The sequence below is a fragment of the Streptomyces sp. NPDC127038 genome (genome assembly GCF_042725875.1).
Classification (GTDB): Bacteria; Actinomycetota; Actinomycetes; order Streptomycetales; family Streptomycetaceae; genus Streptomyces.
On the sequence record NZ_JBHXDQ010000001.1, the window covers coordinates 168,195 to 183,661 of the forward strand.

Consider the following 15,467-nt stretch of genomic DNA (forward strand, 5'->3'; position numbering starts at 1 on the left):
GCGCACGAGCGAGGCAGGAGCGACTCATGTGTCTGGCCGTACCCGGCCGAGTGCTGGAGATCGAGGAACGTGACGCGACACGGATGGCCAAGGTGGACTTCGGCGGTGTCGTCAAGGACGTGTGTCTGGAGTACGTGCCGGACATGAAGGTCGGTGACTACGCCATCGTCCATGTGGGATTCGCGTTGCAGCGGCTGGACGAGGAATCGGCGAAGCAGACCCTGGAGCTCTTCGAGAACCTCGGAGTGCTGGAGGAGGAGTTCGGCGACGCCTGGGGCAAGGCGGCCCGGGACGCGGGCGCCGAACGCCCCGCGGGAACCGGACTTCCGCCCCTGGAGGGCGCCGAGAAGGAGGCGCGGTCATGAAGTATCTGGACGAGTTCAGCGACCCGGTCCTCGCCAAGCGGCTCTTCGACGACATCAGGGCGGTCACCACCCGGCCCTGGTCGCTCATGGAGGTCTGCGGCGGCCAGACCCACTCGATCATCCGCCACGGCATCGACCAGCTCCTGCCCGAGGAGATCCAGTTGATCCACGGACCGGGCTGCCCGGTCTGCGTGACCCCGCTGGAGATCATCGACAAGGCGCTGGAGATCGCCTCCCGGCCCGACGTCATCTTCTGCTCCTTCGGCGACATGCTGCGAGTGCCCGGCAGCGGCCGCGACCTGTTCAAGGTCAAGAGCGAGGGCGCGGACGTGCGGGTCGTGTACTCGCCGCTGGACGCGCTGAAGATCGCCCAGGAGAACCCGGACCGGCAGGTCGTGTTCTTCGGCATCGGCTTCGAGACCACGGCACCGCCCAACGCGATGACCGTCTACCAGGCCAAGAAGCTGGGCATCGCCAACTTCAGCCTGCTCGTCTCGCACGTCCGGGTGCCCCCGGCCATCGACGCGATCATGAACTCGCCGGACTGCCGGGTACAGGCGTTCCTCGCCGCCGGGCACGTCTGCACGGTCATGGGCACGGCCGAGTACCCCGAACTCGCCGAGCGGCACCGGGTGCCGATCGTCGTGACGGGCTTCGAGCCGCTCGACATCCTGGAGGGCATCCGCCGTGCGGTGATCCAGCTGGAGGCGGGGCAGCACACCGTGGAGAACGCCTATCCGCGCGCGGTGCAGCCCGAGGGAAGTCCCGCGGCGCGGGCCATGCTCTCCGACGTCTTCGAGGTGACCGACCGGGCCTGGCGCGGGATCGGCATGATCCCGGTGAGCGGCTGGCGGCTGTCGCCCAAGTACCGCGAGTTCGACGCCGAGCACCGCTTCTCGGTGACGGGCATCGAGACCGAGGAGTCGACGGTCTGCCGCAGCGGCGAGGTGCTCCAGGGACTCATCAAGCCGCACGAGTGCGCCGCGTTCGGCAAGGAGTGCACCCCCCGCAATCCGCTGGGCGCCACCATGGTCTCCAGCGAGGGCGCGTGCGCCGCGTACTACCTCTACCGGCGTCTGGAGACCCCGGACAAGGAGGCGAGTTCCGTTGGCTGACTCGGCTTACGCTCCCGCCGACTTCTCCTCGTGGACCTGTCCCGCGCCGCTGCGCGACCACGACCGGATCGTGATGGGGCACGGCGGTGGCGGCACCCTCTCCGCGGAACTCGTCGAGCACCTGTTCGCGCCCGCCTTCGGCAACAAGGTGCTGGCCGAACTCGGCGACTCCGCGCGTCTGCTGATGGGCGGTGCCCGGCTCGCCTTCTCCACCGACTCCTTCGTCGTACGGCCGCTGTTCTTCCCCGGCGGCAGCATCGGGGACCTCGCCGTCAACGGCACGGTCAACGACCTGGCCATGGCCGGGGCCGTACCGGCCTATCTCTCCTGCGCGTTCATCCTGGAGGAGGGGGTCGAGCTCTCCGTCGTGGGGCGGGTGGCCGAGGCGATGGGCGAGGCGGCGCGGACGGCCGGGGTGACGGTCGCGACCGGCGACACCAAGGTGGTCGACGCCGGTCACGGAGACGGCGTCTTCATCAACACGGCCGGGATCGGCCTGATCCCGGACGGCGTCGACATCCGTCCGCAGCGCGCGGCCCCCGGTGACGTGGTGCTGGTCAGCGGCCCGATCGGCGTGCACGGGGTGGCGATCATGAGCGTGCGCGAGGGTCTTGAGTTCGGCGTCGAGATCCAGAGCGACACCGCGTCGCTGGCCGGCCTGGTCGCCGACATGCTGGCCGTCTGCCCCGACATCCACGTGCTGCGCGATCCGACCCGCGGCGGTCTGGCGACCTCGTTGAACGAGATCGCGGCGGCGGCCGGGGTCGGCGTCCGGCTCGACGAGCGGTCGCTTCCGGTCCCGGAGACGGTCGCCAACGCCTGCGCCTTCCTGGGCCTCGACCCGCTGTACGTGGCCAACGAGGGCAAGCTGGTGGCCTTCGTGGCGGCCGAGCACGCGGACGCCGTCCTCGCCGCGATGCGCGCCCATCCGCTGGGCAAGGAGTCCGTGGCGATCGGGCACTGCGTCCCCGACCATCCCGGCATGGTGGTCGCGGCCACCGGTCTGGGCGGCACCCGGGTGGTGGACATGCCGCTCGGAGAGCAGCTGCCCCGCATCTGCTGACCCACCGCCGGGCCCGCCGCCGACGGGCGGGCCCGGCGTCGCACCCTCCCGAGGCCGGTCCTCGGTGACGGCCCGCACCCCCCGGGCGTCAACGGGGACCGGCCTCCTCCGTGTGTCCGGCGCGTGCAACCCTCTCGCAACGTCCGGTCTGGTCGGCTGATCCGCGACAGCCGCGAGACCCGAGGGGAAGCCGATGGACGTCGTCCCGCGCGTGGAACTGACACCCGCGGCCGCCGAACTGCTGCGGCGGCTGCGCACCGAGCACGGACCGCTGATGTTCCATCAGTCCGGCGGCTGCTGCGACGGCAGCGCGCCCATGTGCTACCCGGAGGGCGAGTTCCGCACCGGCGGTTCCGACGTCCTGCTGGCCGATCTGGAGGTCGAGGGCGTCACGGAGCCGGTGTCCTTCTGGATGTCGAAGAGCCAGTTCGAGCTGTGGTCCCACACGCGCCTGATCGTGGACGTCGTACCGGGCCGTGGCAGCGGCTTCTCCCTGGAAGCACCCGAAGGAGTGCGTTTTCTCATCCGTTCCCGCGTCGTCGGCGCCTAGCCACCGCCCCGGGTCCCCGTCTCTGATGCAATTCTGCTGATTCCCGGCAGAGTTGACGAGACATCAGGGGGCACGGTGACGCGTCTTGGCAGACGGTTCAGAACGGCACTCACGGTCTTCACGGCAGGCGGAGCGCTGGCCGGTGCGGCCCTGACGGGGGCGGCGCCGGCCAGCGGCGCGGAGAAGGCGGCCTCCCTCGCACCCGGCGTCGTCTACACGCAGTTGGACATCCCCTCGGCCAAAGGCATGGCCCACGCCCATGTGTTGACCGTGGATCTGCGCAATCCCCGGGTACGGGTCGATCTCCTCCACCCCGGTGCCGTGGCGTCCCGGGCACCCGTGTCCGAACTCGCCGACTCCCGGGGCGCGGTCGCCGGGGTCAACGGCGACTTCTTCGACATCACCGAGACACAGCATCCGGGCGTGGAGGCGACGGGCGCGACGGTGGGCCCGGAGATCGCGAGCGGCCGCGGCCTCAAGGGGGCCGTCCCCGACGGCCAGCGGTTCGGTCCTGCGCTGCCGCCCGGCACGAACACCGAGGAGGTGTTCGGCGTGGGCGTCGACGGCCGGGCCCGGCTGGACCACGTGGCCCTCGAAGGGTCGGTCCGCAGCGCCGCCGGCACCTGGCGGCTCGGGGGCCTCAACCAGTACGCGCTCCCGGTCGGCTCCGTCGGCGAGTTCACCTCGGACTGGGGCGGCGTCTCACGGGTCCGGGCGACCTGCGGCACGGACACGGACCGGGCAGCGCCGTGCAGCACGCGGACCTGGGAGGTGACGCTCCGGCGCGGGCGGGTCGTGTCCACCACCGGGACTCCGGGAAGCGGACCGATCGCCCGGGGCACCACCGTGCTGGTCGGCCGTGAGGCGGGCGCCGGGAAACTGCGGAAGCTGTCGGTGGGCGAGCGGGTCGGGGTACGGCACCGGCTGGTCGCGAAGTCCTCCCGGGTGCCCTACCGGTTCGCGATCGGCGGCTATCCGATGATGACCGGCGGAGTACCGCTGCCGGGTCTGGACGACAGGACCTCCGCCGTACGCACCGCCGTGGGCTTCTCCGACCACGGGCACCGGATGCAGCTCCTGGCCCTGGACGGCGCTCCCCGGTTCCGGGCCGGGCTCACCATCGCCGAGGTCACCCGCGCCATGAGGCGACTGGGGTCCCAGTCCGCGTTCAGCCTGGACGGCGGCGGATCCACGACGATGGTCGCCCGGCCGGCGGGGGCGGACGGCGTCAGTGTCCTCAACCATCCGAGCGGCGGCGCCGAGCGTCCCGTCCCCAACGGCATCGGGGTGTTCACGGACCTTCGAGGCGTCCGCCGGTCAGGGTGACAGGCTGCCGACGAGGTCGGCCGTCGAGGTGATACCGCTGTGGATGGCCGGGGCCATGCTCGTGCTGGCCAGCAGGAACCCGAGCAGGGCGCAGACCAGGGCGTGGGAGACCTTCAGCCCGCCGTTGCGCAGGAAGATCACCGCCAGCACCAGGAGAAACAGCACCGCAGAGATGGAAATGGCCATCGTCAACCTCCTCCGCCACGTCCGCTTCGCGGCGTTCGGCCGTAAGTGTGGCGTAGCGGAGGGTTGGTCCGGGCGGCTGACGTGTCCCCCGATCGGGTGGAGTTGCGCCGTCGTCCGTGAGGGCCCGGAAACGACCAGGTCGCGGCCCCCGGCGGACGAACTGGCCTCAGCCGCGGAGGGCGGAACGGGCTCCGGCACCGGCAGGCGGAACCGGCTCTGGCGCCGGCAGACGGAATGGGCTCCGCCCCCGGCACCGGCAGGGGAACGGGCTCTGGCGCCGGCAGGCGGATCGGGATCCGGCGCCGGCTGGCGGAACTGGCTCTGGCGCCGGCAGGCGGAACCGGCTCCAGCCACGGCACGCGGATCGGCCTCCGGCGCCCGCAGGCGGAGCCGGTTCCGCCCCCGCGCACGGGAAGGGCCCGCCCCGGATCGGGGCGGGCCCTTCGCGGGACGCGGTCAGGGTGCCTGGAGGTCGACCAGTCCGGCCAGGGCCTCGCGGTGGGCGCCCGCCGTGCCGTAGGCGATCGAGTCGGCCTTGGCGCGCTTGAGGTAGAGGTGCGCCGGGTGCTCCCAGGTCATGCCGATGCCGCCGTGCAGCTGGACCGCCTCCTCCGCGGCGTGCACGGCGACGGGTGCCGCGTACGCCTGGGCGACGGCGACGGCCACGTCCCCGTCCGCACTGACGGTAGCCAGGGCGTCGGCGGCGTTGCGGGCCGCGGCACGGGTGCCGACGACCTCCAGCCACACCTGGGCCAGCCGGTGCTTGAGCGCCTGGAATCCGCCGACCGGCCGGTTGAACTGCTTGCGTTCCTTGAGGTAGCGGACCGTCTCCGTCAACGCGTACTCGGCGATGCCGAGTTGCTCGGAGGCGAGCAGTCCGGCACCGGCCCGCAGCGCCCGCCGCACGGCACCCGCGGCATCGGCGGTGAGCTCCCGCGCGGGCGCCGCCTCGAAGGTGATCCGGGCGAGCGGCCTGGTCAGGTCGAGGCTGACCTGCGGCGCGATCGTGACGGCGGCCGCGTCGACGGCGTACAGCCCGCCGTCCTCGGCCGGGACGAGCAGGACGTCGGCGGCGGCCGCGTCCGCGATGCCCGTCAACTCCCCGTGCAGGGAACCGTTCTCCAGCCGGACGGTCCTGTGGGCGGCTCCCGGTCCCACGTTCAGCGCGACCGCGAGGACGCCCACGGTCCGGCCCGAGGCGAGCGCGGCGAGCAGGTCGGCCGCGGCCGCCCCCTCGCAGGCCAGCAGGGCCTCGGTCGCGACAACGGCGCTGGTCAGATAGGGGACGGGCGCGACGGCGCGGCCCAACTCCTCAAGGACCACGGCGGCTTCGCGGTGCGTGGCACCCTGACCGCCCATCTCCTCGGGCACCAGCAGCCCGGCCAGGCCCATGCCCTGGGCGAGCGCCTTCCAGAGTTCGGGGTCGTGCGGGGTGTCGGACTCGCTGCGGGTGATCACGTCGGCCGCGGCGCAGCGGTCGGTGAGGAGGTCGCGGACGGCGGCCCGCAGCGCCTCCTCCTCCTCGGTGTAGAGCAGATCGGGCTCGGTGCTCACCTGGCTCATCGGGCGAGGTCCTTCCATGCGACGTCCTTGTCGGTGCGCGGCTCGGACGGCAGGCCGAGGACGCGTTCGGCGACGATGTTCAGCAGGACCTCGCTGGTCCCGCCCTCGATGCTGTTGCCCTTGGAGCGCAGGTAGCGGTATCCGGCGTCCCGGCCGGTGAAGTCGACCAGTTCGGGCCGGCGCATCGTCCAGTCCTCGTACAACAGGCCTTCCTCGCCGAGTAGTTCGACTTCGAGGCCGCTGATCTCCTGGTTCAGCCGGGCGAAGCCGAGCTTCATGCCGGCTCCGTCGTGGCCGGGCTGGCCCTGGGCGAGCTGCTGGCGCAGCCGTTCGCCGGACAGCCGGGCGACCTCGGACTCGACCCACAGCCTCAGCAGGCGCTGGTGCGTGTCGTGGGTGCGCAGTTCGGGCCGCTCGCGCCAGGTCTTCGCGACCGGGCCGATCATGCCGCCCTCGCGCGGGATGCGCATGCCGCCGATGGAGACGCGCTCGTTCATCAGGGTGGTCTGCGCGACCCGCCAGCCGTCGCCGACCTCGCCGAGGCGGTGGGCGTCGGGAATGCGGACGTCGGTGAGGAACACCTCGTTGAACTCGGCCTCGCCGGTGATCTGGCGCAGCGGCCGGACGTCGACGCCCGGGTCGCTCATGTCGCAGACGAAGTAGGTGATGCCCCGGTGCTTGGGCAGGTCCGGGTCGGTGCGGGCGATGAGGATGGCCCAGCGTGCCAGGTGGGCGCTGGAGGTCCACACCTTCTGCCCGTTGACCACCCACTCGGCGTCCTCGCCGTCCGTGCGGACGGCGCGGGTGCCGAGGGCGGCGAGGTCCGAGCCGGCGCCGGGCTCGCTGAAGAGCTGGCACCACACCTCCTCGCCGGTCCACAGGGGCCGCAGGAAGCGGCGCTTCTGCTCCTCCGTGCCGAAGCCGAGGATGGTCGGGGCGGCCATGCCGAGGCCGATCCCGATCCGGCGCGGGTCGTTGTCGGGAGCGCCGGCCGCCGCGAGTTCGGCGTCCACGACGGCCTGGAGGCGGCGCGGGGCGCCGAGTCCGCCGAGGCCCTCGGGGTAGTGGACCCAGGCGAGCCCGGCGTCGAAGCGGGCCCGCAGGAAGTCCAGCCGGTCCGTCTCCCCGGGCGGGCAGGCGGTCAGCAACTCCTGGGTGCGGCGGCGCAGTTCGGCTGCGTCGGTCATGCGGCGGCTCCGTTCTCCAGTGTGGGCACCACGGCGATCCGTCCGGTGCTGACTCCGTCGGCGACCCGCTGCACGGCGGCCGCGGCCCCGCTCAGCGGCACCCGCTCGCTCACCAGCGGCTTGATCGCGCCCCGTGCGGCCAGCTCGGTGAGCTGCTCGTGGCAGTGCAGGACGAGCTTCGGGTTCTTGGTGTTGTACAGGCCCCAGTGCAGGCCGAGGATCGCGTAGTTCTTGACGAGGGCGTGGTTCAGCGCGGGGCTCGGGATGGAGCCGCTCGCGAAGCCGACGACCACGATCCGGCCCTCGAAGGCGACGACCTTCGTGGACTGGGTGTAGGCCTCGCCGCCCACGGGGTCGTAGATCACGTCCGCGCCGCGTCCGCCGGTCGCTTCCTTGACGGCGCCGATCACGTCCTCGGAGCGCCGGTCGACGACGACGTCGCAGCCCAGTTCGCGTGCCACGGCCGCTTTGTCGGCCCCGCCCACGACACCGATGACCCGCGCGCCCGCGGCCTTTCCGAGCTGGACGGCGGCGCTGCCGACCCCTCCGGCGGCGGCGTGCACGAGGAGCGTCTCGCCGGCCTCCAGGCGGGCCCGGCGGTGCAGGCCGAACCAGCCGGTCTGGTAGCCGATGTGCAGGGCGGCGGCCTCGGCGTCGTCGAGGGAGTCGGGGGCCGGCAGCAGTGCGGCGGCGTCGGCGACCGCGTACTCGGCGAAGCCGCCGTGGGGCAGCGCGGGGTTGGCGATCACCCGGCGGCCGTCCTCGGTCTCGCCGCAGATCTCCACGCCGGGCGTGAACGGCAGCGGCGGCCTGACCTGATACTGGCCGCGGCACATTAGCGCGTCCGGGAAGTTGATGTTCGCGGCGCGCACCTTGAGCAGGACCTGGCCGTCACCGGGCGTCGGCCGGTCCACCTCCACCAGGCGCATCGCCTCCGCGGGCTCGCCGTTCTGGTGCACTTGCCATGCCTGCATGCGGGGCCTCCAGGGGGACTGCGTCTGCTGACCGGGGTCCTTCGCATACTAAGCGGTCGCTTGCCACCCTGGGAACAGCGGACCGCCGTCGTCTTCGCCACGCGGGACACCGACGCCCCCCGATGGGCCACGGATCGACCGCCGACGCCCCCGTGGCGCCTCGGATCGACCGCCGACCGCCCAGCGGCCCGCCTGCCGACCTCCCTGCGGCCCACCCGGTGACCGCTCTGCCGGCCGCCTTCGCCGGCCGCTCCACCGACCGTCTCGCCCGCCGCACCGCCGACCGCCTCGCCGGCCCCGTCGGCCGTCCTCAGGCGTCCGCGGACCGCGTCTTCGGCCGCGCCCGCACATGCATCCGCTCGCCCTGCGGCCCGAACAGGCTCAGGAACTCCGCGGGCCCCTCCCCCGTCGACCCGAACCAGTGCGGCACGCGGGTGTCGAACTCCGCCGCCTCTCCGGCCTCCATGACGACGTCGTGCTCGCCGAGGACCACGCGCAGCCGCCCGGAGAGCACGTACAGCCATTCGTAGCCCTCGTGCGTGCGCGGATCGGGCTCCGCCGTCCGCTTCGGTTCGCGCACCTTGTAGGCCTGGAGTCCGCCCGGCTGGCGGGTCAGCGGCCAGTAGGTGCGGCCGTGCCGCACGATCGGCTCGGCACGCACCCGGGGGTCGTCGGCCGGCCGCGCGCCGACCAGCTCGTCCAGGGCCACCTGATGGGCCCGCGCGATGGGCAGCAGCAGCTCCAGGCTCGGCTTGCGCAGACCCGACTCCAGGCGCGAGAGGGTGCTCACCGAGATGCCGGTCGCCTCGGACAGCCCGGCCAGGGTCGCCCCGCGCTCCTTCCTGATCCGCCGCAGCCGCGGACCCACCTCGGCGAGGACAGCGTCCGTCGTGTCCTCCCCGGCCGCCGCCTCGCGTCCGCTCCGGTCCCGTTCGCTCTCGCCCGCACGGGCCGCGTCAGTCATCCCTCCATTGCAGAATCGGCAAAGCCATTTGTCAATACGGCGGGTTCCGGGCGACCTTCTGGGTGGAGGTGGTCAGCATGACCGAGACATCGACCGAGACATTGCCCGAGACATCGACCGGAGCATCCACCGGAACGTCTGCGGGGACCTACGAAGTGGTCGTCGTCGGCGGCGGCACGGCGGGGCTCTCCGCGGCCCTGGTCCTCGGACGGGCCCGGCGCCGCACGCTCGTCGTCGACGAGGGCGAGCCGCGCAACGCCCCGGCCGCGCACCTGCAGGGATATCTGACCCGCGACGGCATGCCGCCCGCCGAGTTCCTCGCCCAGGGCCGGCGCGAGGTCGAGGGGTACGGGGTGGAGATCGTCAGGGGCCGGGTGGTGGACGCCGTCCGGGACGGCGCCGGGGAGTTCGACGTCACGATCGGCTCCGGAACCACCTTCCACGCCCGCCGGGTGATCGTCACGACGGGGCTGGCCGACGAGATGCCGCCGGTGCCCGGAGTCGCCGAGCGCTTCGGACGCGATGTGCTGCACTGCCCGTACTGCCACGGCTGGGAGGTGCGCGACCAGGCCTTCGGCGTCCTGGCCACGACCCCGCTGAGCGTGCACCAGGCGCTCATGGTCGGCCAGTGGTCGAAGGACGTCACCCTGTTCCTGCACACGGTGGCGGAGGACGAGCTCTCCGACGAGGACCTGCGCCGGCTGGCCGCCGCGGGTGTCGCCGTGGTCCCGGGCGAGGTCGCGGAGCTGGTGGTCGCGGAGGACCGGCTCACCGGCGTACGGCTCGTGGACGGGAGCACGCACGCGCGCTCGGTGCTGTTCGTGGCACCGCGCCCGGTGCCGCGGACCGGCCTGCTGGAGCGGCTGGGCGCGGAGCTGCGGGAGACGCCGTTCGGCAGCTACCCGGTGACCGACCCGACCGGCCTGACCAGCGTCCCCGGCGTCTGGGCGGCCGGCAACGCCGCCGGTTTCGCGGAGCAGGTGGTGAACGCGGCGAGCGGCGGCTACCGCGCGGCGGCCACGCTCAACGGCGAGCTCCTCTTCGCCGACCTCGACGCGTCGATCACGCGCGGACAGGGCTGAGACACGATATGCGGGGACACGACGTGCGGGGACACGCCCCGGACGCCGTACAGGTGTGCGGCGGGCTCCCGCGTTGCACGATGGCTGCATGCTGCTGAGCCGGCTCGCCCATGTGTCCCAGGAGGTCGCCGCCACCTCGGCGCGGTCCCGGAAGACCGCTCTGCTCGCCGAGCTGTTCCGGGACGCCGAGGCGGACGACGCGCCGATCGTGATCCCGTATCTGGCGGGCCGCCTGCCGCAGGGCCGCATCGGCGTCGGCTGGAAGGTGCTGAGCGCACCGGTCACCCCGGCGGCCGCCCCCACCCTCACCGTGCGTGAGGTCGACGCCCGGCTCACCGCGCTCGGCGAGCTGTCCGGCACCGGCTCGCAGGCCGAACGGGCGCGCCTGGTCGGCGAGTTGATGGCGGCGGCCACGGAGGCGGAACAGCGTTTCCTGTTCGGGCTGCTGACCGGCGAGGTGCGGCAGGGCGCGCTGGACGCCCTCGCGGTCGAGGGGCTCGCGGAGGCGACCGGCGCGCCCGCGGCGGACGTGCGGCGGGCGGTGATGCTGGCGGGCTCGCTGCGAGCGGTGGCGCGGGCGCTCCTGGCGGACGGGCCGGAGGCCCTGGCCGGCTTCCGGCTGACCGTCGGCCGGCCGGTGCTGCCGATGCTGGCGCACTCCGCCTCCTCCGTCGCCGAGGCGGTCGGCAAGCTCGGCGCCTGCGCGGTCGAGGAGAAGCTCGACGGCATCCGGGTGCAGCTGCACCGGGACGGCGAGGAGGTCAGGGTCTACACCCGCACCCTCGACGACATCACCGACCGGCTGCCTGAACTGACCTCAGCGGCGCGGGAGTTGCCGGGCGAGCGGTTCATCCTGGACGGCGAGGTGATCGCGCTGGACGACCAGGGGCGGCCGCGTTCCTTCCAGGAGACGGCCGCCCGGGTGGGCTCGCGCGTGGACGTGGCGACGGCGGCCGGGACGGTGCCCGTCTCCCCCGTCTTCTTCGACGCCCTGTCCGTCGACGGGCGGGACCTGCTCGATCTGCCGTTCACCGAGCGGCACGCGGAGCTGGCACGGCTGGTTCCCGAGCCGATGCGGGTCCGGCGCACGCTCGTGCCGGGGGCCGAGGACGCCGGGCGGGCGGAGACCTTCCTCGCCGACACCCTGGCCCGCGGGCACGAGGGGGTGGTCGTGAAGGCCCTCGACGCCTCGTACAGCGCGGGGCGGCGCGGTGCCGCCTGGCTCAAGGTCAAACCCGTGCACACCCTCGACCTGGTCGTCCTGGCGGCCGAATGGGGCCACGGACGGCGCACCGGCAAGCTCTCCAACCTGCATCTCGGCGCCCGCACCGGCGACGGCTCCTTCGCCATGCTCGGCAAGACGTTCAAGGGCATGACCGACGCGATGCTCACCTGGCAGACGGAACGCTTCCGGGAGCTGGCCGTGGATGACGACGGCCTTGTGGTGACCGTACGACCCGAGCTCGTCGTGGAGATCGCGTACGACGGGCTCCAGCGGTCCACCCGCTACCCGGCCGGTGTCACCCTGCGCTTCGCCCGGGTCGTGCGCTATCGCGAGGACAAGCCGGCGGCCGAGGCCGACACCGTCGACACCCTGCTGGCGGCCCACCCGGAGGTGACGCGATGAGCGGAGGACAGCGCGGAAAGAGGAGCGCCGGACTGCTGTTGTTCCGACACACCGATCATGGCGTCGAGGTATTGGTCGGCCATATGGGAGGCCCGTTCTTCGCACGGCGCGACAGTGGGGCCTGGACCCTCCCCAAGGGCGAGTACGAGCCCGGCGAGACGGCCTGGGACGCCGCCCGCCGGGAGTTCCGCGAGGAGCTCGGGCTGCCACCGCCCGACGGGGAGGCGCTGGCGCTCGGCGAGGTCACCCAGACGAACGGCAAGGTGGTCACGGCCTGGGCGATCGAGGCGGACCTCGATCCCGCGGCCGTGGTCCCCGGCACGTTCACGATGGAGTGGCCGCCCGGATCGGGACGGCGGCGGGAGTTCCCCGAGCTGGACCGGGTGGAGTGGATGAGCCCGGAGCGGGCCAGGACCCTGCTGGTGACCGCCCAGACCGTGTTTCTCGACCGGCTGGCGGAGCACTCGGCCTGAGAGCCGGCGTTCGGCAGCCAGCGCCGGCTCGCCAGGGAACCCCGCCGCCCGCGTTGCGCCGCGGCGCGCCGCGCGGGAGGGTCGGGGAACAGTCAGCTCTCAGGAGGTCGGCCATGCCCATCGCGACGGTGAACCCGGCGAACGGCGAGACGCTCAAGACGTACGACGCCCTCGGCGCCGAGGAGATCGAGCGCAGGCTCGCTGCCGCCGAGGCCACGTTCCGCACGTATCGCACCACGCCCTTCGCCGAGCGTGCCCGGCTCATGCACCGCGCGGCCGCGCTCCTGGACGAGGACGTGCCCGACATCGGCCGGGTGATGACAACCGAGATGGGCAAGCCGGTCAAGCAGGCCAGGGCGGAGGCCGCCAAGTGCGCCAAGGCGATGCGCTGGTACGCCGACCACGCCGAGGACCTCCTCGCCGACGAGCTCGCCGCCCCCGCCGACGCCGCCGACTCCGGGGCCTCCCGGGTGATCGCGCGCTACCGGCCGCTCGGGCCCGTGCTCGCGGTGATGCCGTGGAACTTTCCGCTCTGGCAGGTGGTCCGGTTCGCCGCGCCCGCGCTGATGGCGGGCAACGTGGGCCTGCTCAAACACGCCTCGAACGTGCCGCAGACCGCCCTCTACCTGGAGGATCTGTTCCGGCGCGCGGGCTTCCCCGAGGGCTGCTTCCAGACGCTGCTGATCGGGTCGGGGGCCGTCGAGGGCGTCCTGCGCGACCCGCGGGTCAAGGCGGCCACCCTCACCGGCAGCGAACCGGCCGGCCGTGCGGTCGCCTCGGTCGCCGGGGACGAGGTCAAGAAGACGGTGCTGGAGCTGGGCGGCAGCGACCCGTACGTCGTGATGCCGTCCGCGGACGTGGAGCGCGCCGCGACCGTCGCCGTCACCGCGCGTGCCCAGAACAACGGGCAGTCGTGCATCGCCGCCAAGCGGTTCATCGTGCACAGGGACGTGTTCGACGCCTTCGCGGAACGGTTCACGGCGGGCATGCGGGCCCTCAGGATCGGCGACCCGCTGGAGGAGGACACCGACATCGGGCCGCTCTCCACCGAGCAGGGGCGCGCGGACCTGGAGGAACTCGTGGACGACGCCGTCGACAACGGGGCGACGCTGCTGTGCGGCGGCGAACGACCCGACGGTTTCGGCGCCGGGTACTACTACGCGCCGACCGTGCTCACCGACATCACGCCCGACATGCGCATCCACCTGGAGGAGACGTTCGGGCCGGTCGCCACGCTGTACCGGGCCGAGGACCTGGACGACGCGGTCGCCCTCGCCAACGACACCCCGTTCGGGCTGAGCTCGAACCTGTGGACCCGTGACGAGGCCGAGGTGGAGCGGTTCGTACGTGATTCCGAGGCGGGTGGGGTGTTCGTCAACGGGATGACGGCCTCCCACCCTGCGTTCCCCTTCGGCGGGGAGAAGCGGTCCGGCTACGGGCGTGAACTGTCGGGACACGGAATCCGCGAGTTCTGCAACATCACCACCGTATGGCACGGAGCGTGAGCGTTCCGCGGCTACGATCCCTCGTGTGAACCGCGAAGTGACCCTCCCCCTGATCGTCGACGACCGCGGCACGTTGCAGGTGGCCGCCGCCGACGTCAGCAAGCTGCTGCGCACGGTGGGCGGCCGGTGGCTGCATCTGGTGGAGGCCGGCCAGGACGGCCTCGACGAGGACACGGTGGCCGCGCTCACGATCGAACTGGCCAAGCTGGCCGACCGGATCGACGTGGCCTGCATCGCGCACAGCAGCGGACCCAGCGGCCGCTGAACCCGGGCGGCGGTGCCCGACCGGCGCTCGGCCCAGTCCCCGCCCGAGGGGTACGCGGCGCCATCCGGGCCCGCCGGGACGGCGGCGTCCCGGGGCGGCGGCGCCGGGGTCAGGCGACCCGCTGGTCCAGCTCCCACAGCGCGTGCCAGAACCTCGACTCGTAGGCCTGGAGCAGCCGGCCCTGGCGCAGGACCTCGTCCCGTGAGATGCGGTCCGCGTCGAGGCCGGCCTGGACGGCGGCCAGGGCCCGGTCCTCCAGGTCGGGCGCGGGCGCGGCGAAGAGGTCGAAGAAGCCGCAGGCCTCGTCGTCGAAGCCGTAGTGCCGGCGCAGGGCCTCGGCGATGGTCTCGCAGTAGCCGCCCCACGCGGCGACGTTGGCGCCGAGCGCGAGGACCACGTCGGCCGGTTCCCCGTTCAGGGCGAGCCAGGCGACGTACGCGGGATAGGCCTGGCAGTCGGCGAGCGGTTCGTACTCCGCCGCCTGCGCGTCGTCGGCTCCCACCGCCGCGGCGAACGCGCCGAGCCGGTCCGCCGCGAGGGCCTCGCCCTCGGCGAGCAGCTCGAAGAACGCGGCGCTCGCCGGGTCGGGGGCCGACTCCTTCGTGCCGGCGGCCGAGCGTTCGGCCAGGTGGACGAAGGCCCGGTGGTCCGCGGCGATGACATGGCGCTGTTCCAGGGCGAGGGCCGCGAGGGTTCCGGGCTGGGCGGCGCCCCTGGCGATCAGGGGCAGCAGCCGGTTGGCGTGGGGATCGGGGGCGAGCTGCCCGGTGACGCCCTCCAGCAGTTCCCTGGCCGTCCGCACCATCACGCACTCCTTCGGTCGCCCGACTCCGACCCCCCGCGACCAGAGTGCACGGTCACCCCCACTTCCCCCCGCTGCGACGCGAATTCCCAGGTCCGCTGGGGTGACACTCCCGCGACCGGCCGACGAGCGCGGACACGACCTAGGCCCCCGGGGGCGCCGGGCGGTTCCCCGGCCTGTCCGCCGGGCCCGGGAGCCGGCGGTCCTGCGCCTCCCCGACGACGATCTGCCGCTTGTAGTTCCAGAGCCTTTGCCGCTCGTCCCTCGTCAGGTAGTCCGCCAGACGGTCCACCTCGTCCCAGGCAGCCGCCCGCGCCGCACGAGCCGCACGCCAGTCACGCCGTTTCACGGCGTCGTCCAACGCGGCCATGAGCCCGGTCAACGGCTTCCGCGCATCCTTCTGCCGCCTCGTGAAACCGG

General features: G+C 73.0%; 17 protein-coding genes. 10 read left to right on the forward strand and 7 right to left on the reverse strand.

What is annotated here, in order from left to right:
• Positions 1 to 26: 26 nt before the first annotated feature.
• The 5 genes from ACFWI4_RS00760 to ACFWI4_RS00780 all read left to right on the forward strand — a co-directional run bounded on the left by ACFWI4_RS00760 (position 27) and on the right by ACFWI4_RS00780 (position 4,419).
• Positions 27 to 365 (forward strand): HypC/HybG/HupF family hydrogenase formation chaperone, encoded by a 339-nt coding sequence (locus ACFWI4_RS00760; RefSeq protein ID WP_328455029.1) that lies wholly within the window; start codon positions 27 to 29, stop codon positions 363 to 365.
• Complete coding sequence (hypD, locus tag ACFWI4_RS00765) at positions 362 to 1,480, forward strand: hydrogenase formation protein HypD (RefSeq protein ID WP_385395958.1); 1,119 nt, start codon at positions 362 to 364, stop codon at positions 1,478 to 1,480. The genes ACFWI4_RS00760 and hypD overlap by 4 nt, the downstream gene beginning before the upstream one ends.
• Positions 1,481 to 1,553: 73 nt before the next feature.
• Positions 1,554 to 2,543, forward strand: a complete 990-nt coding sequence (gene hypE / locus ACFWI4_RS00770; protein WP_387189597.1) for a hydrogenase expression/formation protein HypE — start codon at positions 1,554 to 1,556, stop codon at positions 2,541 to 2,543.
• Between the two features lie 193 nt (positions 2,544 to 2,736).
• Positions 2,737 to 3,093: a DUF779 domain-containing protein gene (locus ACFWI4_RS00775; protein ID WP_387189408.1), complete on the forward strand. Its 357-nt coding sequence runs from the start codon at positions 2,737 to 2,739 to the stop codon at positions 3,091 to 3,093.
• Between the two features lie 75 nt (positions 3,094 to 3,168).
• Positions 3,169 to 4,419 (forward strand): phosphodiester glycosidase family protein, encoded by a 1,251-nt coding sequence (locus ACFWI4_RS00780; RefSeq protein WP_387189409.1) that lies wholly within the window; start codon positions 3,169 to 3,171, stop codon positions 4,417 to 4,419.
• On the opposite strand, the gene ACFWI4_RS00785 is transcribed toward ACFWI4_RS00780, so the two are convergent.
• The 5 genes from ACFWI4_RS00785 to ACFWI4_RS00805 all read right to left on the reverse strand — a co-directional run bounded on the left by ACFWI4_RS00785 (position 4,411) and on the right by ACFWI4_RS00805 (position 9,293).
• Positions 4,411 to 4,605 carry a hypothetical protein gene (locus tag ACFWI4_RS00785; RefSeq protein WP_103550650.1) on the reverse strand — a complete coding sequence of 65 codons (195 nt, stop codon included), beginning with the start codon at positions 4,603 to 4,605 and terminating at the stop codon, positions 4,411 to 4,413. The two genes, ACFWI4_RS00780 and ACFWI4_RS00785, sit on opposite strands and share 9 nt — an antisense overlap.
• 456 nt (positions 4,606 to 5,061) lie before the next feature.
• Positions 5,062 to 6,168, reverse strand: coding sequence for an acyl-CoA dehydrogenase family protein (locus ACFWI4_RS00790; RefSeq protein WP_387189411.1), 1,107 nt, complete (start codon positions 6,166 to 6,168; stop codon positions 5,062 to 5,064).
• Positions 6,165 to 7,355, reverse strand: coding sequence for an acyl-CoA dehydrogenase family protein (locus tag ACFWI4_RS00795; protein WP_387189413.1), 1,191 nt, complete (start codon positions 7,353 to 7,355; stop codon positions 6,165 to 6,167). Before ACFWI4_RS00795 ends, ACFWI4_RS00790 begins: the two co-directional genes overlap by 4 nt.
• A complete protein-coding gene (locus ACFWI4_RS00800; protein ID WP_387189415.1) occupies positions 7,352 to 8,329 on the reverse strand; it encodes an NADPH:quinone oxidoreductase family protein in 978 nt (325 codons plus the stop codon). Before ACFWI4_RS00800 ends, ACFWI4_RS00795 begins: the two co-directional genes overlap by 4 nt.
• Positions 8,330 to 8,639: 310 nt before the next feature.
• Positions 8,640 to 9,293: a helix-turn-helix domain-containing protein gene (locus tag ACFWI4_RS00805; protein ID WP_387189416.1), complete on the reverse strand. Its 654-nt coding sequence runs from the start codon at positions 9,291 to 9,293 to the stop codon at positions 8,640 to 8,642.
• Positions 9,294 to 9,370: 77 nt separating this feature from the next.
• Between ACFWI4_RS00805 and ACFWI4_RS00810 the strand changes: the two genes are divergently transcribed.
• The 5 genes from ACFWI4_RS00810 to ACFWI4_RS00830 all read left to right on the forward strand — a co-directional run bounded on the left by ACFWI4_RS00810 (position 9,371) and on the right by ACFWI4_RS00830 (position 14,245).
• Positions 9,371 to 10,375 (forward strand): NAD(P)/FAD-dependent oxidoreductase, encoded by a 1,005-nt coding sequence (locus ACFWI4_RS00810; RefSeq protein WP_387189417.1) that lies wholly within the window; start codon positions 9,371 to 9,373, stop codon positions 10,373 to 10,375.
• A gap of 88 nt (positions 10,376 to 10,463) precedes the next feature.
• Positions 10,464 to 12,002, forward strand: coding sequence for an ATP-dependent DNA ligase (locus ACFWI4_RS00815; RefSeq protein WP_387189418.1), 1,539 nt, complete (start codon positions 10,464 to 10,466; stop codon positions 12,000 to 12,002).
• Entirely contained in the window at positions 11,999 to 12,475 is a 477-nt protein-coding gene (locus tag ACFWI4_RS00820) for an NUDIX domain-containing protein (RefSeq protein WP_387189419.1), read from the forward strand. The genes ACFWI4_RS00815 and ACFWI4_RS00820 overlap by 4 nt, the downstream gene beginning before the upstream one ends.
• A 113-nt stretch (positions 12,476 to 12,588) precedes the next feature.
• Entirely contained in the window at positions 12,589 to 13,980 is a 1,392-nt protein-coding gene (locus ACFWI4_RS00825; RefSeq protein WP_387189420.1) for an NADP-dependent succinic semialdehyde dehydrogenase, read from the forward strand.
• Positions 13,981 to 14,005: 25 nt separating this feature from the next.
• Positions 14,006 to 14,245: a DUF6213 family protein gene (locus ACFWI4_RS00830; protein ID WP_151470505.1), complete on the forward strand. Its 240-nt coding sequence runs from the start codon at positions 14,006 to 14,008 to the stop codon at positions 14,243 to 14,245.
• Between the two features lie 109 nt (positions 14,246 to 14,354).
• On the opposite strand, the gene ACFWI4_RS00835 is transcribed toward ACFWI4_RS00830, so the two are convergent.
• Together ACFWI4_RS00835 and ACFWI4_RS00840 are read right to left on the reverse strand one after the other, a co-directional pair.
• A complete protein-coding gene (locus tag ACFWI4_RS00835) occupies positions 14,355 to 15,050 on the reverse strand; it encodes a transcriptional regulator (protein ID WP_387189422.1) in 696 nt (231 codons plus the stop codon).
• A gap of 139 nt (positions 15,051 to 15,189) precedes the next feature.
• A complete protein-coding gene (locus tag ACFWI4_RS00840; RefSeq protein WP_387189423.1) occupies positions 15,190 to 15,429 on the reverse strand; it encodes a hypothetical protein in 240 nt (79 codons plus the stop codon).
• Between the last annotated feature and the right edge of the window lie 38 nt (positions 15,430 to 15,467).